General features: G+C 64.9%; 22 protein-coding genes. 11 read left to right on the top strand and 11 right to left on the bottom strand.

What is annotated here, in order from left to right:
* Window positions 1–243: 243 nt before the first annotated feature.
* Together aroB and HHL08_RS08085 are read right to left on the bottom strand one after the other, a co-directional pair.
* Entirely contained in the window at window positions 244–1,353 is a 1,110-nt protein-coding gene (aroB, locus tag HHL08_RS08090; RefSeq protein ID WP_169572187.1) for a 3-dehydroquinate synthase, read from the bottom strand.
* Window positions 1,344–1,892, bottom strand: coding sequence for a shikimate kinase (locus HHL08_RS08085; RefSeq protein WP_169572186.1), 549 nt, complete (start codon window positions 1,890–1,892; stop codon window positions 1,344–1,346). Before HHL08_RS08085 ends, aroB begins: the two co-directional genes overlap by 10 nt.
* Before the next feature lie 96 nt (window positions 1,893–1,988).
* On the opposite strand from HHL08_RS08085, the gene HHL08_RS08080 reads away from it, so the two are divergent.
* The 5 genes from HHL08_RS08080 to HHL08_RS08060 all read left to right on the top strand — a co-directional run bounded on the left by HHL08_RS08080 (window position 1,989) and on the right by HHL08_RS08060 (window position 7,484).
* Window positions 1,989–2,177, top strand: coding sequence for a cbb3-type cytochrome oxidase assembly protein (locus HHL08_RS08080; RefSeq protein WP_169572184.1), 189 nt, complete (start codon window positions 1,989–1,991; stop codon window positions 2,175–2,177).
* 5 nt (window positions 2,178–2,182) lie between these two features.
* Window positions 2,183–4,006: a hypothetical protein gene (locus HHL08_RS08075; protein ID WP_169572182.1), complete on the top strand. Its 1,824-nt coding sequence runs from the start codon at window positions 2,183–2,185 to the stop codon at window positions 4,004–4,006.
* A 2-nt stretch (window positions 4,007–4,008) separates the two neighbouring features.
* Window positions 4,009–4,941 carry a tyrosine recombinase gene (locus HHL08_RS08070; RefSeq protein ID WP_169572180.1) on the top strand — a complete coding sequence of 311 codons (933 nt, stop codon included), beginning with the start codon at window positions 4,009–4,011 and terminating at the stop codon, window positions 4,939–4,941.
* Window positions 4,942–4,951: 10 nt separating this feature from the next.
* Window positions 4,952–5,896, top strand: coding sequence for an acetyl-CoA carboxylase carboxyltransferase subunit alpha (locus HHL08_RS08065; RefSeq protein ID WP_169572178.1), 945 nt, complete (start codon window positions 4,952–4,954; stop codon window positions 5,894–5,896).
* A 106-nt stretch (window positions 5,897–6,002) separates the two neighbouring features.
* The gene (locus tag HHL08_RS08060) at window positions 6,003–7,484 is read left to right on the top strand and encodes a M48 family metalloprotease (protein ID WP_169572176.1); all 1,482 of its coding nucleotides are present in this window, start codon (window positions 6,003–6,005) and stop codon (window positions 7,482–7,484) included.
* Window positions 7,485–7,692: 208 nt separating this feature from the next.
* Here the strand turns inward: HHL08_RS08060 and HHL08_RS08055 are convergent, their stop codons facing one another.
* A complete protein-coding gene (locus HHL08_RS08055) occupies window positions 7,693–7,854 on the bottom strand; it encodes a Flp family type IVb pilin (protein ID WP_056687935.1) in 162 nt (53 codons plus the stop codon).
* 140 nt (window positions 7,855–7,994) lie between these two features.
* Complete coding sequence (locus HHL08_RS08050; RefSeq protein WP_169572174.1) at window positions 7,995–8,180, bottom strand: Flp family type IVb pilin; 186 nt, start codon at window positions 8,178–8,180, stop codon at window positions 7,995–7,997.
* 82 nt (window positions 8,181–8,262) lie between these two features.
* On the opposite strand from HHL08_RS08050, the gene HHL08_RS08045 reads away from it, so the two are divergent.
* Window positions 8,263–8,670: a (deoxy)nucleoside triphosphate pyrophosphohydrolase gene (locus HHL08_RS08045; RefSeq protein ID WP_169572172.1), complete on the top strand. Its 408-nt coding sequence runs from the start codon at window positions 8,263–8,265 to the stop codon at window positions 8,668–8,670.
* A gap of 147 nt (window positions 8,671–8,817) precedes the next feature.
* Here the strand turns inward: HHL08_RS08045 and bfr are convergent, their stop codons facing one another.
* The 3 genes from bfr to HHL08_RS08030 all read right to left on the bottom strand — a co-directional run bounded on the left by bfr (window position 8,818) and on the right by HHL08_RS08030 (window position 10,919).
* Entirely contained in the window at window positions 8,818–9,297 is a 480-nt protein-coding gene (bfr, locus tag HHL08_RS08040) for a bacterioferritin (RefSeq protein WP_056687943.1), read from the bottom strand.
* A gap of 148 nt (window positions 9,298–9,445) precedes the next feature.
* The gene (locus tag HHL08_RS08035) at window positions 9,446–9,616 is read right to left on the bottom strand and encodes a (2Fe-2S)-binding protein (RefSeq protein WP_066603762.1); all 171 of its coding nucleotides are present in this window, start codon (window positions 9,614–9,616) and stop codon (window positions 9,446–9,448) included.
* A gap of 61 nt (window positions 9,617–9,677) precedes the next feature.
* Window positions 9,678–10,919, bottom strand: coding sequence for a DUF418 domain-containing protein (locus tag HHL08_RS08030; protein WP_169572170.1), 1,242 nt, complete (start codon window positions 10,917–10,919; stop codon window positions 9,678–9,680).
* 80 nt (window positions 10,920–10,999) lie between these two features.
* Here HHL08_RS08030 and HHL08_RS08025 point away from each other — a divergent pair, with 80 nt between their 5' ends.
* Window positions 11,000–11,767: a methyltransferase domain-containing protein gene (locus HHL08_RS08025; protein ID WP_169572168.1), complete on the top strand. Its 768-nt coding sequence runs from the start codon at window positions 11,000–11,002 to the stop codon at window positions 11,765–11,767.
* 164 nt (window positions 11,768–11,931) lie between these two features.
* On the opposite strand, the gene HHL08_RS08020 is transcribed toward HHL08_RS08025, so the two are convergent.
* The 4 genes from HHL08_RS08020 to HHL08_RS08005 all read right to left on the bottom strand — a co-directional run bounded on the left by HHL08_RS08020 (window position 11,932) and on the right by HHL08_RS08005 (window position 15,764).
* On the bottom strand, window positions 11,932–12,246 hold the full coding sequence (locus HHL08_RS08020) for a GIY-YIG nuclease family protein (RefSeq protein WP_169572166.1): 315 nt from the start codon (window positions 12,244–12,246) through the stop codon (window positions 11,932–11,934).
* 239 nt (window positions 12,247–12,485) lie between these two features.
* Window positions 12,486–14,663, bottom strand: a complete 2,178-nt coding sequence (purL, locus tag HHL08_RS08015; RefSeq protein WP_169572164.1) for a phosphoribosylformylglycinamidine synthase subunit PurL — start codon at window positions 14,661–14,663, stop codon at window positions 12,486–12,488.
* A 189-nt stretch (window positions 14,664–14,852) separates the two neighbouring features.
* On the bottom strand, window positions 14,853–15,212 hold the full coding sequence (locus HHL08_RS08010; RefSeq protein WP_169572162.1) for a hypothetical protein: 360 nt from the start codon (window positions 15,210–15,212) through the stop codon (window positions 14,853–14,855).
* 171 nt (window positions 15,213–15,383) lie between these two features.
* Entirely contained in the window at window positions 15,384–15,764 is a 381-nt protein-coding gene (locus HHL08_RS08005) for a hypothetical protein (protein ID WP_169572161.1), read from the bottom strand.
* Between the two features lie 208 nt (window positions 15,765–15,972).
* On the opposite strand from HHL08_RS08005, the gene HHL08_RS08000 reads away from it, so the two are divergent.
* The 4 genes from HHL08_RS08000 (at window position 15,973) to HHL08_RS07985 (ending at window position 18,625) form a co-directional block, all read left to right on the top strand.
* Complete coding sequence (locus tag HHL08_RS08000) at window positions 15,973–16,227, top strand: exodeoxyribonuclease VII small subunit (protein ID WP_169572159.1); 255 nt, start codon at window positions 15,973–15,975, stop codon at window positions 16,225–16,227.
* 5 nt (window positions 16,228–16,232) lie between these two features.
* Window positions 16,233–17,147, top strand: a complete 915-nt coding sequence (locus tag HHL08_RS07995) for a polyprenyl synthetase family protein (RefSeq protein WP_169572157.1) — start codon at window positions 16,233–16,235, stop codon at window positions 17,145–17,147.
* Between the two features lie 4 nt (window positions 17,148–17,151).
* On the top strand, window positions 17,152–17,664 hold the full coding sequence (coaD, locus tag HHL08_RS07990) for a pantetheine-phosphate adenylyltransferase (protein ID WP_169572155.1): 513 nt from the start codon (window positions 17,152–17,154) through the stop codon (window positions 17,662–17,664).
* A 229-nt stretch (window positions 17,665–17,893) separates the two neighbouring features.
* On the top strand, window positions 17,894–18,625 hold the full coding sequence (locus tag HHL08_RS07985; protein WP_169572153.1) for a peptidylprolyl isomerase: 732 nt from the start codon (window positions 17,894–17,896) through the stop codon (window positions 18,623–18,625).
* Window positions 18,626–18,633 lie beyond the last annotated feature (8 nt).

Raw genomic sequence — 18,633 nt, 5'->3', positions numbered from 1 at the left:
GTGGGCGTCGAATGATGCAGGGGAATGTCAGAGATGTTGCTGGCGGGCGGTGTGGATGAAATTTTTGGGGGCATCTGTCTTCCTTCTCCCGCAGGCGGGAGAAGGATATGGAGCCTTGGCGGCGCAGCCGGCTAGGCGCAGTTGGATGAGGGTAAGCGGGCCGCAGGTTCGCACCATTCAGCAAGAAAGACCCTCACCCAACCCTCTCCCGCGAAAAGCGGAAGAGTGCTAAGAATCCTCGTCTCAGGCTGCCGCCCTATCCGCATCCAGAAACGCCGCCACGTCGTCCAGCGCGACGTCTTTCGACAGGAAGGTCTGGCCGATGCCGCGGGCGAGGAGGAAGGGGAGGGTGCCGGCGGCCATTTTCTTGTCGTGCAGCATGTGGCCGACCAGTTCCGCGCCACCCGCCTGCACATGGGCGGTGGATAGGTCGTAGGGGAGGCCGACGGCCTTGAGGTGCGCGGTGACGCGGTCGGCATCCGCTTGCGCGCAGAGGCCGAGGCGCGCGGAATAGCGGAAGGCGAGCGCCATGCCAGCGGCAACGCCTTCGCCATGGAGCAATGTGTCGGAAAAGCCGGTGTCTGCCTCCAGCGCATGACCGAAGGTGTGGCCGAGGTTCAGGAGGGCGCGGCGGCCCGACGTTTCGCGCTCGTCATCGGCGACGATCGCGGCCTTGGCCTGGACGCTGCGTTGGATCGCGATGGTGCGGGCGTCCGGGTCGCCGGCCAGCAGCGCCTGAGCGTTGGCGTGGCACCATTCAAAGAAGTCGGGGTCGTCGATCAGGCCATATTTGACGACTTCGGCATAGCCGGCGCGAGTTTCGCGCGGGGGCAGGCTGTCGAGCGTCGAGGGGTCGATCAGGACGAGGGCGGGCTGGTAGAAGCTGCCGATCAGGTTCTTGCCCGCCTTCGCATTGATCGCGGTCTTGCCGCCGACCGACGAATCGACCTGGGCCAGCAAGGTGGTGGGCAGCTGAACGAAGTGGCAGCCGCGCTTGAGGATGGAGGCGGCAAAGCCGACCAGGTCGCCGATCACGCCGCCGCCCAGCGCGACGATATGATCGCCGCGCTCGATCTCCAGCGCCAGCAGCGCGTCGAGCAATTGTTCGAGGTGACGCCAGCTCTTGGTCTGTTCGCCCGGTGGCAGGATGATCGGTTCGATGGCGATGTTCGCGGCGCGCAGGCTGGCGTGCAGGCGCGGCAACTGGGTCGATGCGACATTGGCGTCGGTCACGACGACGAGCCGCCCCTTGCGGGCATAGGGGGCCAGGCTATCGCCGACGCGATCCAGTGCGCCCTGTTCGATCACGATATCGTAGCTGCGCGCACCCAGCGCGACGCGGACTAATGCCATGCGGTCAATTGCTCCATGATGCGTTCGACGGCGACTTCATGCGGGGCAGCGATGCTCTTCACATGAATGGGCGCGAGCGCGTAGACGGGATTGCGGATCGCGGCCAGCTCCGTCAGCACGACGCGCGGGTCACGATTTTTCAGCAGCGGGCGGCTGTCGCGGCGGGCGACGCGATCGACCAAAATGTCGATGTCGGCGTCCAGCCAGATGGCGGTGGCGGCTTCCAATATCAGGCGGCGCGTCTCATCCTGCATGAAGGCGCCGCCGCCCGTTGCGATCACCTTGGGCGCGCCATCCATCAGCCGGGCGATGACGCGGCGTTCGCCGTCGCGGAAATAGGATTCGCCATAGCGTTCGAAAATCTCCGCCACGGACATGCCGGCGGCCTTCTCTATTTCCTCGTCCGCATCGACGAAGCTGAGGCCCAGACGCGCGGCAAGGCGGCGGCCAACCGTGGATTTGCCCACGCCCATCATGCCCACCAGGACGATGGGACCGCGCCGGGCCTGGCTCTGCGGGATTTTGCTGTTTCGCTGCATGGCTTGCGGGGCTATACAGCCACCCGTCACAGAGGCAAATCGCATCTTTCTTTGTCGCCCGGCCTTCAACGCCCGGCCAGCCACAGCCAAGGACTTATGAAGAATAATCGCAACTTCAGCAGTTTTGAGGGCGGTTCGCGTCGCCGCGGCTCCAGCCTGCCGATCATCCCCATCGCCCTGGCCTTGCTGGTCATCGGCCTGTTGGCCTTTTTCTGGTCGCGCGGGGGCGAACAGCCGCAGCAGCGCGTCGAGAAGGTCATCCCCGCCGAGAAGCTGGGCCAGTAAGGCGTATGCGCTGGCCGCGCGGTAATGCGAAATGGGCGTTGGGCAGCTTTGCGCTGGCCCTGACGCTGCCTGTGGTTGCGCAGCAGGCGCCCGAATCGCTGCTACCGCCCGGTTTCGGCGATACGCCCGAAGCGCCCGCGCCGCCGCCGGTGCGGCCGACGCCCGGTGCGCCCAGCACGACGGGCGCGCCCGCCGCGCCGATGGTGCAGCCGCTCAATCCGGGCACGCCGCCCGACCTGTCGCTGGTGGACGCGGCGCAGAACGCGGTCGAGGCCGAACTGACGCCCGAAGAACTGGCGGCGCAGAAGGCGAAATATGACCTGCCCGACACGGCGCGCCGGTCGCTGGACCGCATCGGACCGCTGACGCCGCAGACGCGCGGGTTCGAGCCGGACGCATTCGGGGGCGAATCGGGCAAATATCTGGCTGCGCTGATGAAGGAGACGCACGCGCCGATCGTGTCGCGCTGGGCCTCCATCCTGCTGCGCCGGACATTGCTGAGCGCGGTCGATACGCCGCGCGACATCGACGGGGCGGATTGGGCGGCGGAGCGCGCCTGGCTGCTGCTGCGCATGGGCGAGGCGGACAATGCCCGGCTGATGGTGCAGAGCGTCGATCCCGACCGTTATTCGCCGCGCCTCTATGCGATCGCGATGCAAACCTATCTAGCGACGGCCGATCCGGCGGGCCTGTGCCCGCTGTCTGCCGGGGCTCTGCGGTTCAGCAAGGAACCGGGCTGGGACATGACGCGGGCGATCTGCCCGGCGCTGTCGGGCGATCAGGGCACGTCGAGCGGCGCGCTCAATCAGGCGCAGCGGCGCGGGGTCGTGCGCGGCATCGATTATCGGCTGGCCGAAAAGGTGGTCGGCACCGGGTTCAATGCGCGCCGGTCTGTGAAGATCGAATGGGATGGCGTCGATAGGCTGACGGCGTGGCGATTCGGGCTGGCGACGGCGCTGAACGTCGAAATTCCCGATGCGTTATGGGGCACGGTCGGATCGCATGTCCGCGCGTGGGAAGCGCGGGCGCCTGCGCTGAGCGCGGTCAAGCGGCGGCCGGGCGTGGAGATCGCCGCGCGGTTGGGCGTGCTGTCCAGCGCGGCGCTGGTCGGATTCTATGGCCAGATGGGCACCGATGGCGATGCGGCGGGCGATGTCGCCGACCGGATCGAGACGTTGCGCACCGCCCATGCCGGATCGACCGTGGGCGACCGGATCGGCGCGATGCGAACATGGTGGCGCGATGGCGCGAAGCCCGATTATCTGGGCCTGATCGCGACGGCGCGGGCGGCCGCGGCGTTGCCGGTGGCGCAGGCCGATGCGCAGGATGCGGCCAATCTGGTCGCGGCGATGCTGGCGGCGGGATACGACCGCAATGCCGCGCGCTGGGCGCGGGCGATCGGCCAGCTGGACGGCGCGGGCGCGTCGCAATTCTGGGCCTTGCTGGCGGTCGGCGCGCCAAGCCCGGTGGTGGATATCAATAGCAGCCGGGTGTCGAGCTATGTCGGCGACGCCGGGGCGGAGAAGGGCCGGATGTTGATCGCGGCGCTGGTCGGCCTGTCGCGTCTGTCAGCGGACGATGCCGCGGCGCTGGCGCAGGATAACGGCTTTGCGCTGGACGCGAACAGCCGCTGGGCGCGCGCGATTGGCGCGGCGGCGCAGCGGGGGGAAAAGGGCACCGTGGCGCTGCTGGCCGCCGTGGGCATGCAGGGGAATGACTGGAGCCGCTTGCCGGCGGCCCATCTCTATCATGTCGTGGCGGCGCTGCATCGCGTGGGGCTGGACCCTGAAGCGCGGATGATCGCGGCCGAGGCGATCAGTCGCACCTGAATATGGGACAGGATGACGCCATCCTCGTCGACCGCTTTCTGGAGATGATGGCGGCGGAGCGGGGGGCGTCGCGCAACACGTTGCTCGCCTATCGCGCCGATTTGAGCGGAGCGGGCGATCTGCTGGGCGGACTGGCCGGGGCGGACAAGGACGGGCTGGGCACGCTGGCGGCGGCCTGGGCCGATCTGGCGGCGTCGTCCATGGCGCGCAAAGTGTCGGCGCTGCGGGCTTTCTACGCCTTTCTGGAGGAGGAAGGGCTGCGTGCCGATAATCCCTCCGCCGCGCTGCCGCGGCCGACGACGCGTCGGTCGCTGCCAAAGATCCTGTCGGTGGCGGAGGTCGATCGTTTTTTCGCGTATATCGCCGAGCGGCTGGATGCGGAGCATCCTGCGGCGGCGGACCTGCGGCTCGCGGCGCTGATCGAACTGCTCTATGGGTCGGGGCTGCGCGCGACGGAACTCATGTCGTTGCCGCGCCGGGCGCTGGCGGCCGACCGGCCCTTCCTGATCCTGAAGGGCAAGGGCGCGCGCGAGCGGCTGGTGCCGATTTCCGACCGGGCGCGGGCGGCCGTTTCCGCCTGGCTGCCGCATGTGCCGGCGGACAGCGCGTGGTTGTTTCCGTCGGGCAAGAGCCATTTGAGCCGCATCCGCCTGTATCAACTGGTCAAGGCGCTGGCAGGCGCAGTGGGAATCGCGCCGCAGCGGGTCAGCCCCCATGTGCTGCGCCATGCCTTCGCCACGCATTTGCTGGAGGGCGGGGCGGATTTGCGCGCGTTGCAGATGATGCTGGGCCATGCCGATATCGGCACCACGCAAATCTATACCCATGTCGACAGCCGGCGGCTGGTCGAACTGGTCAACAGCCGCCATCCGCTCGCGGGGATGAGCCCCAAGATCGCGCATCCCCGCGTTGACGGCGACGCGCCAGCGCCTTAACGCTCCGGCCATGGTAAGTTTTCTGGAATTCGAAAAGCCGATCGCGGAGCTGGAAGCGCGCATTGTCGAGCTGCGCGCCACCGCCAGCGTGGGCGACATCAATATCGACGGCGAGATCGCGACGCTGGAAAGCCGCGCGGGCAAGCTGTTGTCGGACACTTATGCCAGGTTGACGCCGTGGCAGAAGACGCAGGTGGCGCGGCACGCCGAACGCCCGCACTTCAAGGACTATGTCGCGGGCATGTTCGACAATTTCATGCCGCTGGCGGGCGACCGCGCCTTTGCCGACGATCAGGCGATCATTGGTGGTTTCGCGACGCTGGGCGAGCGCAAGCTGATGGTGATCGGCCATGAAAAGGGCGATGATACCGCCAGCCGCGTGCGCCACAATTTCGGCATGGCCAAGCCGGAGGGATACCGCAAGGCGATCCGCCTGATGGAACTGGCCGACCGGTTCGGCCTGCCGGTCGTGAGTTTGGTCGACACGTCGGGGGCATTTCCTGGCGTGCAAGCGGAAGAACGCGGCCAGGCCGAGGCCATCGCCCGGTCGACCGAAGCCTGCCTGAAGCTGGGCGTGCCCATGGTCGCGGTAGTGGTGGGCGAGGGTGGCTCCGGCGGCGCGATCGCGCTGGCGGCGGCCAACCGCGTGCTGATGTTCGAACATGCGATCTATTCGGTGATCTCGCCCGAAGGCTGCGCATCGATCCTGTGGCGCACCGCCGACAAGGCGAGCGACGCGGCGACGGCGATGCAGGTGACGGCGCAGCATCTGAAAGGGCTGGGCGTGATCGATGGAATCGTGCCGGAGCCGGTGGGCGGCGCGCATCGCGATCCGGTGGCGGCGATCGCCAATCTGGCCGCGGCGATCGAGGCGGAACTGGCGTCGCTCGACGGGCTGGGCGCGGACGCGCTGCGCACCGATCGCGCCGACAAATTCCTGGCCATCGGGGCCTGATACGGCGTCGCTGATGGGGTGATGGCGCGCTTAGTCGCTCGCTTTTACGGGAACGCCCCGTCATGATTGTTCGTTACGTGGGGGTAACGGCAATGGGTGAGGGTATATGAACTGGAAGATGAAGCTGGGCTGCGCCAGCGGCGTGCTGGTGATCGCGGCGATCAGCGCCCCGGCCGTGATCGGCCAGCAACGGGCGATTCGCACCGTTTCGTCGATTAGTCCGCAGGACAAAGCGAGCGGGGCCAAGCAGCATCCTGAATTGCTCAAGGAATTTGGCGGTCCCTATGTGGGGCCACAGGCCAAATATGTGGAGGGCGTCGGGCGTCGCATCGCGGTGCAATCCGGCCTGTCCAACGCACAGGGCGACTTCACCGTCACCTTGCTCAATTCGCCGGTGAACAACGCTTTCGCGATCCCCGGCGGCTATGTCTATGTGACCCGGCAGCTAATGGCGCTGATGAACGACGAGGCCGAACTGGCCGGCGTGCTGGGTCATGAGGTCGGCCATGTCGCGGCCCAGCATGGCCAGCGGCGACAGAAGGCGGCGACGCGCAACGCGATTGGCGGGGCGCTGCTGGGCGCGCTGGCAGGGGCGTTCCTGGGCGATTCGGGCTTTGCGGGGCTGATCCAGAAGGGGATTGGCACGGGCAGCCAGCTGCTGACGCTGAAATTTTCACGCAGCCAGGAATATGAGGCCGACGATCTGGGCATCCGTTACCTGGCGACGGGCGGTTATGACCCGCGTGCGCTGTCGGGGATGCTTGCGTCGCTGGCGGCGCAGAGCAGCCTGGACGCGCGGGTGGCGGGCAGCGCGCGGTCGATGCCGGAATGGGCGAGCACCCACCCCGATCCCGGTGCCCGCGTTCAGCGCGCTGCCAATGCCGCCGCCGCGACTCGCGCGACCAGCAAGGTGCGCAACCGCGACGCCTTCCTCAATGCGGTGGACGGCGTGCTCTATGGCGACGATCCCAAACAGGGGGTGATCGACGGCAATCGCTTTCGCCATCCCGACCTGCGGCTGAGCTTTGCCGCGCCCAGCGGCTTTGGCATGGAAAATGGCGCGGACGCGGTGTCGATTACCGGATCGGGGGGGCAGGCGCAGTTCGGCGCGGCACCCTATTCCGGCAATCTGGCCGCTTATATCGACAGCGTGTTCGCCAAACTGGGCGGGAATGACGGCGGCGTGCCCGCAGGCGAGGTTCGCCGGACGACGATCAATGGATTGCCGGCCGCTTATCGCACCGTCCGGGCGACGAGCCAGTCGAGCGAGGTCGATGCGACCGTCTTCGCTTATGATTTCGGCGGCGGGAAAGCCTATCATTTCCTGCTGCTGACGCCGGCTGGGCAGGGGCTTGGGCCTTTTACCGCGATGGTGCAGTCGGTGCAGCGGCTGAGCGCGCAGGAAGCGGCGGCGATCAAGCCGCGCCGTGTCGACGTCGTCACCGTCAAGGCAGGCGACACCGTGCAATCCATGGCCAAACGCATGGCCTATTCGGATTATCAGCTCGACCGGTTCCTGACCATGAACGCGCTGAGCGCTAATGCGGCGCTGCGACCGGGGCAGCGGGTCAAGATCGTGACTTGGTAAGAGTTTGTCTCGAAATGCGCGAAAGAGCGCATTTCGGTTGCCGCACCAGCCCTCACCCCCACCCGACCTCCCACAGAGCGTATCCTGAATGGAAGGTCGGGTGGGGGTGAGGGCTGGTGCGGACGCGCCAAAAGCGCATTCTTACGCGCAAACGAAAAGGGGCGGCGGAATTGCTTCCGCCGCCCCTTAATTCGACAAGCGTCTGGGCTTACTTCAGGTTGCCCGAGACGTTGTTGAAGGTCGAACCCAGCTTGGTGCCCAGGCTGGTCATCGCGCCGATGGCGGCGACGGCGATCAGAGCGGCGATCAGGCCGTATTCGATCGCGGTGGCACCCTTTTCATTCTTCAGCATCTTACGGATGAACTGCATGTGACGTCTCCCTAGAAATGGATTTCAGCGTTTAACTACCCGGCCGCCCCGCATGGTTATTTGTGGTCAGCAAGGAACGGATTAGATCAGGTCGGTTGAGAAAGACTTAATGTGATCGAGCGGCTGTCAAATATTGATGGTTAATGCTTGGTTACTTCCGTCGCGACGTTATTCCACATGCCGGTCGTCTTGTTTGCGACGTTATTGAGTGCAGCGATCATGGCGATTACGATCATCGCGATGATCAGCCCATATTCGACGGCCGTAGCGCCGCGCTCGCACCGGATCAGCCTCAATCGGGCCAGGATTTCGACAAGCGCGCGCATAAAATCCCCGTTTCGCTACAGACAGTCCCCGATGAACCTGTAAAGCAGCCACGGTTAACAAACCCCTCCCGACTGGACCGATATGCCCGCTTTTCCTCCCCTGCTGGTCGTTGCCGTAGCGTTGATCGATGCCGATGGCCGCGTGTTGTTGCAGCAGCGCCCGCCCGGCAAGGCGATGGCGGACCTGTGGGAGTTTCCCGGCGGCAAGGTGGAGCCGGGCGAAACGCCCGAAGCGGCGCTGGTGCGCGAACTGGAAGAGGAATTGGGGATCGAGACGCATAGTAGTTGTCTGGCCCCCGCGACCTTCGCCAGCGAGGCCATGGGCGAGAAGCATCTGCTGCTGCTGCTCTATGTCTGCCGCAAGTGGAAGGGCGTGCCGGAGGCGCGCCATGCGACCGCGCTCAAATGGCTGAAGCCGGCGCAGATGTACGCGCTGGATATGCCGCCGGCGGACCTGCCGCTAATCGGGTTGCTCGAAGCGCTGCTGTAACGCAAAAGGGGCGCCCATGCAGGACGCCCCTTTTTCAACTGGATCGAGTTGGCTTTATAAGTGCCCCGGCGCAGGCCGGGGTCCAGGGCGTCACGCGCTGCGCCAGAAAACCCTGGACCCCGGCCTGCGCCGGGGAACAGTCAGGAATCAGTCCTCTTTCGCCTTGCTCTGTAGCTGGACATAATTCTGGATGCCCATGCGTTCGATCATTTCGAACTGGGTTTCCAGCGTGTCGACATGCTCTTCTTCGCTTTCGAGGATATATTGGAAGAGGTCGCGGCTGACGAAATCCTTGATCGATTCGCAATAGGCGATCGCTTCGCGCAGGACGGGCAGCGCCTCATATTCCAGTTCGAGATCGGCCTTGAGGATTTCCTCGACCGTTTCGCCGATCTTCAGGCGACCAAGCAGCTGGAAATTGGGCAGGCCGTCGAGGAAGAGGATGCGTTCCGCCACCTTGTCCGCATGCTTCATCTCATCGATGGATTCTTCATATTCGAATTTGGCCAGCTTCTCGATGCCCCAATGCTTGAGCACGCGATAGTGGAGGAAATATTGGTTGATCGCGGTCAGCTCATTCTTGAGCACCTCGTTCAGATATTCGATGACTTTCAGATCGCCTTTCATGGCGCTTTACTCCGGCAATGGGGGACGCCGGATCGTATATCGTTTCGGAGACGCGCTGTTAAGTGCAAAACCCTTGGAAATCAGGGGTTTTTCGCCGCGCTATTGCGTGGAGATCGCGACTGCCGGTTGCGGCTGATTCGCAATCCTGTCAGGCCGAGGCGCGTTCCGCGGCGATGATGGTGCGGGCGAAGGAGACGCACTGGCCGCATTTGGGGCGGCGGCCATATTGGGCATAGGCGCTGCAAGGCGTGTCCGCCCCGTTGCGCGCGGCTTCCCGCAAGTCCTTTTCACGAATCGCATTACACACGCAGACGACCATCGAAGACACTCTCCTGTTGGAAACAGAGATAGCGTGTCTGATAATGGGTCGCAATAGTAATCTAGTCGCTCTTGCGAATCTTTTGCGGTTGGCCGCGGATCAGGCTGCGCCACAGCCATTCGGCCGGGCCGAGGGCGAATCGCGCCGCATAGGGTTTCGACCAGGCGAGCATCAGCGTCCAGCCGCCCACCACGAACAGTGGCAGCGCCGCCGGGGGAACCTGCGCGAAGAGGCCAAGGCCCCAGCCGTAGAAGAGCGCGGTCATGACAAGGCTGGTGGCGAGATAGTTGCTGAGCGTCAGCCGCCCGGCGGCGGCCAGGCGGTCGACCAGCCAATGGCTGCGATGGCGGGCGAGCAGCCACAGGATGAGCGCGGCCCAGCCGACCGTCAGCGGAATGCGGAAGGGGAGCGACCAGGCGAGCGCGACGCCATAGGCGGGCAGCGGCGCAAAGCCGCTCCAGGCCACCCATAGCGCCATCGCGGCCATGGGTGGCAGGCCGATCATGAAACAATGGCGCGCGGTCTGGCGATATTGCGCCGCGTCCCAGCGGCCGGTGAGGAAGCCACCTTTGAGCATCGCCATGCCCAGCAGCATGAAGCCCATGGTTTCGAAGGCGGTGAAGAGGAAGCCCCAGAGCCAGTCGCCCGGCAGACCGGCCAGTTTATGCTGGAGGATGGTGACGAAGCCGCCGCGATAGGTGGCGATTTCCGCCAATGTGCCGGGGCTGGCGGGATCGGCCAGGGCAGTCATGAAGGCGGCATAGCCATCGCGCAGGGTGGCGCCTGCGTCGGAGGCCGCGGCGGCATGGTGCCAGGCGTAGAGGCTGGCGATGAAGCTGGCGACCAGCAGGAACTGGAGCAAGAAGAAGAGCAGGGCGCGCTTGACGAGGGCGAAGGGTTCCAGGCCCACGAACAACAAAGCGAACAGGCTGACCAGCGCATAGACCCGCAAAATGTCGCCCCACCAGAGCAGGAAGAAATGCGCGCAGCCCAGGACGAACAGCCAGCCGGAGCGGATCATCTGCGCCCGGCGACCGTCGCGCCCCGCCATCTCCTCCCGGTCGATCAGCAGCAGCATGGACGCGCCGAACAGCAGGGCGAACAGGCCGCGCATCTTGCCGTCCACGAAGATCAGGCTGATCGCCCAGGCGACGATGTCCGCGGCCGATGGCGGTCCCGCGACAGCCGGATTGAAATAGGCGTTTTGCGGCAGGGCGAAGGCAGTGATGTTCATCCACACTATGCCCAGCACGGCGCAACCGCGCAGCACGTCCATTGCGGGTATGCGGGCGGAAGCGGTCATGGGGCGGCGGTTCCTGTTCTGTGCGGGCGGATGCGGGTCGATACTGGCCAAGCGGCCAAAGCTCTGCCATGCGCCTAGCCATGAACGACGTTCGCAAGCAACGGATAAGCGACGCCTTCGGCGCGGCGGCGGCGCATTATGACGCCCATGCCGGGCCGCAGCGGCTGGCCGCCAGCCTGGTCGCGGACCTCGCCTATCGCCAGAAGTCGGACGGTGTGGCGCGCATATTGGAGATCGGGTGCGGCACCGGATTCCTGACGCGCGACATCCAGGCGCGCTGGCCCGGCGCGGAACTGGTGGCGACGGACATATCGCCGGGGATGCTGGAGCAAGCGGCGTCGCACGGGCTGGTCGCGGGACGGTTCATGACGATGGACGGCGAAGCGCCGCCGTTCGAGGGGGCGTGGTTCGACCTGATCCTGTCCAGCCTGGCCTTCCAGTGGTTCGACGATCTGGGCGGCGCGATGGGGCGGCTGGCGGGGTTGTTGCGGCCGGGGGGTAGCCTGATCTTCTCGACCATGGGGCAGGGGAGCTTTGCCCGCTGGCGCGCGGCGCATGCGGCGTGCGGGCTGGTGGCGGGGGTGCCGGACTATCCGTCGCTGGGCGATCTGCGCGGGCTGATCGCGGGGTATGAGGACGCCTTCGCCTTTGACGAGGACTATGCGCTGGAGTGCGGCGACGCGCGCGGGCTGATCGCGCATCTCAAGGGGATTGGCGCGGTGGTGCCGAGCGAGGGGCGCAAGCCGCTGACCCCGCGCGACCTGCGCCGGGTGATGGCGGCGTTTGAAGAGCGCGGCGGCGGGGAGGGCTATCAGGTGCTGTTTGCGCGGGTGACGCGGGCGGGTTAGGCCGGAGCAGGGTTATCCCTCACTCGTCGTTCCCGCGAAGGCGGGAATCCAGCTGTCGTTGCGCAATTTGCTGGTGGCAGGTGAGACCGTAGCGCGCCAATGATAACGAAGGCGCTTCACGACAATTGGGTCCCCGCCTGCGCGGGGACGACGGGGAGTGAGGGTCAATCGGGCAAGCGCTCGAAGCCCAGGCCGATCGCCAAATCATCCCAATGCGGGTTCAATTCTTGGATCAGCGCGATCTTCCACGCGCGGTTCCATTTCTTCAGCCGTTTTTCGCGGAGGATGGCTTCGTCCATCGTGCCATGTTGTTCAAACCACATCAGGCGGTTGACGCTATAGTCGTGGGTGAAACCGGGGACTGCGCCGGTGCGGTGCTGGTGCAGGCGGGCGATGAGGTCGGCGGTAACGCCGATATAGAGCGTGCCGTTGCGTCGGCTGGCGAGGAGATAGACGCAGGGCTGGCGAGTGCGGTGCATCGGCTTGGCTTAAACCATGCTTAATCTTCGTAATAGCAATTCGTCATCCCCGCGAAGGCGGGGACCCACTAAGGGCCAGACGCCTTTGGTTGTGGTGACCGGATAATTTCGAGAAGGGCTGCGCTCGAAAATCTATGAAGCAGCGCCAGCATTAACGAACCCCCGCCATCGCAATGAAGGCGCTTCACGACAGTTGGGTCCCCGCCTGCGCGGGGACGACGGGGGTTTGGTGCTAAGGTTTAGAGTTCGCTGTCCATCAGGGCTGGGAAGAAGCCTTCATGGGCGGTGCGCAGGGCGTCCAGCGCGACTCCGACGACGGTGTCGCCGCCGGTCGTGCCGATCTTGATCGCGCCTGCAATCTCGACGCCTGCGGGCGCGGTGACGACATAGCGGCCCTGATCTTCGCCGAAGGCCGAGGCTGTTGTGAGGGTGATGTCCAGTGTCGCACCGATCTTGCCGGCCAGCGCCATTTCCGCGATCGTGACGAGCAATCCGCCATCGCTGATGTCATGCACGGCGTTGACGATGCCATTGGCGACCAGCGCGCGCACGGTGTCGGCGCGGGCGCGTTCGGCGGCCAGATCGACCTTGGGCGCGTCGCCCGCTTCGCGGCCTGCAATTTCGCGCAGCCAGATGGTCTGGCCCAGATGCGTGCCTTCTTCGCCGATCAGCCAGATGGCGTCGCCCTCATTCTTGAACGCCACGGTCGCCATCACGTCCACGTCGGCCAGCAGGCCGATGCCGCCGATCGCCGGGGTCGGCAGGATCGCCGATCCGCCGCCAGTGGCTTTGGATTCATTGTAGAGCGAGACGTTGCCCGACACGATCGGGAAGTCGAGCGCGCGGCAGGCGTCGCCCATGCCTTCCAGACAACCGGTCAGTTGCGCCATGATTTCGGGTCGCTGCGGGTTGGCGAAGTTGAGGCAATTGGTGACGGCCAGCGGGGTCGCGCCGACGGCGGACAGGTTGCGATAACATTCGGCGATCGCCTGCTTGCCGCCTTCATAGGGGTCGGCATAGCAATAGCGGGGCGTGCAATCGGTGCTGATCGCGATGCCCTTGTTCGATCCATGGACGCGCACGACCGCTGCGTCGCCGCCGGGGCGCTGGACGGTGTCGGCACCGACCATATGGTCGTACTGTTCCCAGATCCAGCGACGGCTGGCGATGTCGGGCGACCCCATCAACTTGACGAGGTCCGCGCCGATGTCGGTGCTTTGCGCGATGTCGCCCAGCGGCTCGACCTTCGACCAGATCTTATACGCATCCTTCGCCATGGAGGGACGATCGTAAAGCGGCGCGTCGTCGGCCAGCGGGGCGAGCGGGATGTCGCAGACGATCTCGCCCTTATGCTCCAGCACCATGCGGCCGGTGTCGGTGACATGGCCGATAACGGCGAAGTCGAGTTCCCACTTCTTGAAAATGGCTTCGGCGAAATCCTCGCGGCCGGGCTTCAGGACCATCAACATGCGCTCCTGCGATTCGGAGAGCATCATTTCATAGGTGGTCATGCCGGTTTCGCGCTGCGGCACGTCGTCCATCTTGAGGTGGAGGCCCACGCCGCCCTTCGACGCCATTTCGACGCTGGAGGAGGTTAGGCCGGCCGCGCCCATATCCTGAATCGCAACGATCGCGTCGGACGCCATCAGTTCCAGGCAGGCTTCGATCAGCAGTTTTTCGGTGAAGGGATCGCCGACCTGCACGGTGGGGCGCTTGGCGTCGGCGTCGTCGCCGAAGTCCGCGCTCGCCATCGTCGCGCCGTGGATGCCGTCGCGGCCGGTTTTGGAGCCGACATAGACGATGCTGTTGCCCACGCCCGAAGCGGCGGAATAGAAAATCTTGTCGGTGTCGGCGACGCCCACGGTCATGGCGTTGACCAGGATGTTGCCGTCATAGGCGGGGTGGAAATTCACCTCGCCGCCGACGGTTGGCACGCCCACGCAATTGCCATAGCCGCCGATGCCGCGCACCACACCGCTGATCAGGTGGCGCATCTTGGGATGGTCGGGACGGCCGAAGCGCAGCGCGTTCATGTTGGCGATCGGGCGCGCGCCCATGGTGAACACGTCGCGCAAGATGCCGCCGACGCCCGTCGCCGCGCCCTGATAAGGTTCGATGTAGCTGGGGTGGTTGTGGCTCTCCATCTTGAAGATCGCCGCCTGACCGTCACCAATGTCGACCACGCCGGCATTTTCGCCTGGGCCGCAAATGACCTGCGGGCCGGTGGTCGGCAGCTTCATCAAATGAATTTTTGAGGATTTATACGAGCAATGCTCCGACCACATGACCGAAAATATGCCGAGTTCCGTAAGGTTCGGTTCGCGGCCGAGGGCGCTCAGGACGCGGTCATATTCTTCCGGGCTGAGGCCATGTTCGGCGACGACTTCCGGGGTGATCTGGGGGGCGGTGCTGGACATGTGCGCGCCTTTAGCGGGGGCGTGGACGGAGAGCAATGGCGGCGTGCGTGCTTTGGTCACGAAGGGGTGGTTGGGCGACAGATGTGAGGTTAGAGCTGGCTTGTATCTGCACAGCGATGATGGGTGGTTAGGCGACAGGCAGCTTTTGAGCGCCCTTGAGTGATAAGCCGCCATCTTGAGACGACCGATCTATAACAGTTCGTGCAACGGGGGCACTGGCATATGGTCCGCGCTAGAAGCAAGCAGGGTGTTTGACTGGCCTTCCACATATCGCAGCTCAAGATGGCCATGATCAATGCCATCCTCAATTTTCCGCGCACCGTCCAAAATACAAAGCAACCCAAATGCGGTGGCACGAGCGGCTTGACTTGCAACGCATTCCAGGTGGCCACGTTCCTCTGCCGAAAGCGCCCTTATCCACGCCGAACGCATTTTCTGATCATCGGATTGGCTTCGGCCTGACGGGCTTTCAGCCTGTGCAATGGCTTCCGTTGCGGCGTTATCTGTCACAACCTGACGCAATAATTCTACAAAGGTGGCGGCTTCCATAGACATCTCGCAACTTAGATCGTCGTTATCAGATGATGGCAGGTTTAAGGAACGTGCGGAAGTGTAAGCTCCGGCCTCTAATGGTCGTTAGCGGCCACCCGCTTCAAAAAGAAAAAGGCCGGACCTTTAGGGGAGGTCCGGCCTGGTAAAAACAGAAAAGGCGTGCCCGGTTTAGACGTGGCAGGCCTGGGCGCCCTTGCCGGGCACGGTGATGGTCACGTCGTCGCCCGAGCCGCTGACTTCGAAGCCTTCGGCGGTGAAGGGCTGGCCGGCTTCGGCGGCCTTGAGCGAGGTGGCGGTGCCGCCCTTTTCGGTGCGCAACAGCGCGGTCTTGTCGTCGCTCATAAAGTCGACGAAGATCAGGCTGTTGTCCTTGCAGCGGAACTGCTTGTTCGCCTTGACCGACGGCGGCAGCTCGACCGGCGCGGCATTGGCGAGTTCGGCGGCCATGGGATCGGCTGGGCCGCCCACGACTTCAGGCTCTTTGTTGTTGTTGCAGGCCGACAGCAACGAAACACTGGCGGCGGCGATCAGGGGGATATAATATTTCATAGCGATCCTTTTATGTGCATGTGCAACATGGTGCGTCAACGCAAAACTGCGATGTTCCCGCCATGTCCCGTGAAATGGCGTCATGACGCGGTGATGACGGGGCCGGGCGATGATCGGATTGGGGATGATGGGATCAGGATGGAGCCTGTCCGCCTTAATTGGCCGACGCGGGCTTGACCGGGGCCGTGGCGGCCGCCAATGCAAGGGCATGGCTGAGGAAATTTCCACCCCCGATACCGCAACCCTGTCTTTCGAGGATGCGCTGCGCGCGCTCGAAACGATCGTCCGCCGGCTGGAAAGCGGCGACGTGCCGCTGGACGAGTCGATCTCGCTCTATGCCCAGGGCGAGGAATTGCGCAAGCGGTGCGCGGAGCGATTGCAGGCGGCCGAGGCGCGGATCGCCAAGCTGACGGTCGACGCCAATGGCGCGGTGACCGGCGCGCAACCCTTCGGCGCGGATTGATTAGGATGAGCGGGGATGGGGGCGCCGCCGCGGCATCGCTGGTCACCAGCCGCGCCGCCAGCGTGGCGCAGGATATCGATGCCGCCTTCGACCGGCTGCTGGCCGTGCCCGACGACGCCCGCGCCCGCCTGTATGACGCGATGCGCCATGCCGCGATCGGCGGTGGCAAGCGGCTGCGCCCGCTGCTGGTGCAGGCGTCGTGCGACCTGTTCAACATCTCCCGCGATTCGGCGCTGCGCGTCGGCCTGGCGATCGAGTGCATCCATGTCTATTCGCTGATCCACGACGACCTGCCGGCGATGGATGACGATGATATGCGCCGCGGCAAGCCGACAGTGCATAAAGCCTATGACGAGGCCGCGGCGATCCTGGCGGGCGATTGCCTGCACGACCTGGCGTTCGAGATATTGGCCGACGAGGAGACGCATCCCGATCCTTTCGTGCGGATCGACCTGGTGCGGGCATTGGCGGTTTCGAGCGGGCCGGCCGGCATGGCGGGCGGGCAGATGATGGATTTGGAGGCGGAAAAAACCCGCTTCGACCTGGCCACCGTCACGCGGCTCCAGAATCTGAAGACCGGGGCGCTGATCGCTTTTTGCGTGGAGGCCGCGGCGATCATGGCGCGGTTGCCGCATGAGGCGCGCACCGGGTTGCACGGCTATGCCCGCGACATCGGCCTGGCGTTCCAGATCGCCGACGACCTGCTGGACGTCGAGGGCGACGCAGCGCTGGCGGGCAAGGCGCTGGGCAAGGATGCGGCGGCGGGCAAGGAGACGTTCGTATCGCTGCTGGGCGTGGCGCGCGCGCGCGAACAGGCGCAGATGCTGGTCGATCAGGCCAAGGCGCACCTGCACGGACATGGCGCGGAGGCAGACCTGCTGCGCGCCATTGCCGATTATATCGTGGAGAGGGATCGCTAACGTCATGAGCAAGCAGCGTATCGGCGTCTATCCGGGCACGTTCGACCCGATCACGCTGGGCCATATGGACATCATCCGGCGCGGCGCGAAGCTGGTCGACAAGCTGGTGATCGGCGTGACCACCAATATCAGCAAGTCGCCGATGTTCGCCGATGAAGAACGGTTGGAGATGGTCCGGCGCGAATGTGCGGCCATCGACACCGAGATCGTCGTGACCGGCTTCAATTCGCTGCTGATGGATTTTGCCGAATCGCAACATGCCAGCATGATCATCCGTGGCCTCCGCGCGGTTGCGGACTTCGAATATGAATATCAGATGGCGGGCATGAACCAGCAGATCAACGGCCGGATCGAGACGGTTTTCCTGATGGCGGACGTGTCGTTGCAGCCGATCGCGTCGCGCCTGGTCAAGGAAATCGCGCTCTATGGCGGGCCGATCCATAAATTCGTCAGCCCCACGGTGCGCGACGAGGTGGCCGCGCGGGTCGAGAAGATCGGGCGCAAGGGCGGGATTTAAGGCCTTTGTTGGTAGGCCGCACCAGCCCTCTCCCCCACCCGGCCTCCCATCCAGAATATACTGTGGGAGGCCGGGTGGGGGAGAGGGCTGGTGCGGACCAAAATGCGCTCTTTCGCGCATTTTGAATACGACTCTTGCGGTTTCAGCCTGCGTTCAGTTGCCAATCGCGATCAGCGCGCTATCAGGGCGGCTTGCCCGTCGGCCTAAGAGATCAAGGAAGTCCTACCCCATGCGTTTCACTTGCGCGCTCAAGACCGTTGCGATCGGCGTCGCCCTTACCGCGTCCGGCCTGGCCTATGCCCAGGGCGGCGGCGGGGGCGGCGGCGAGGATGTGAAGAAGGCGGAAGCCGCCGTGCGCGCGCAGGAAAACGCCAAGTCGTTGGGCACCGACCTGACCCCCAAACTGCCGCCCGCCACGGTGCCGGCCGACCCGCAGAATATCTGGGATCTGGACCTGTCGAGCGGTGGCCGCGTGCGCATCCAGTTGCGACCCGACATCGCGCCTGTTCATGTCGAGCGGATCAAGGAGCTGACGCGCCAGGGCTTTTATAACGGGCTGAAATTCCACCGCGTCATTCCCGGCTTCATGGCACAGGGCGGCGACCCCAAGGGCGACGGCACCGGCGGTTCGACGATGCCTGACCTCAAGGCCGAGTTCAACCCGATGCCGCATCTGCGCGGCACCGTGTCGATGGCGCGCGCGCAGGGCGAGGACAGCGCCAACAGCCAGTTCTTCATCGTGCTGCTGCCGCGGATGCAGCTGGACAAGAAATATACGGTGTTCGGCCGCGTGATCGAGGGCATTCAATATGTCGATGCGATCGCGCAGGGCGAGCCGCCGGCTAACCCGACGGTGATCCTGCAAGCATCGATCGACAGCGACGGCAAGCCGCCGGTGACGGCCCCGGTGGCGCCCACGCCCGCGGTGCCATCGATCCTGCCCGCTACGCCCGGCCAGTAAGGCGGGCG

The sequence above is a fragment of the Sphingobium psychrophilum genome (assembly GCF_012927105.1).
In the GTDB taxonomy this organism is placed as follows: domain Bacteria; phylum Pseudomonadota; class Alphaproteobacteria; order Sphingomonadales; family Sphingomonadaceae; genus Sphingobium; species Sphingobium psychrophilum.
This window is presented reverse-complemented; position numbering and strand designations above follow the sequence as displayed.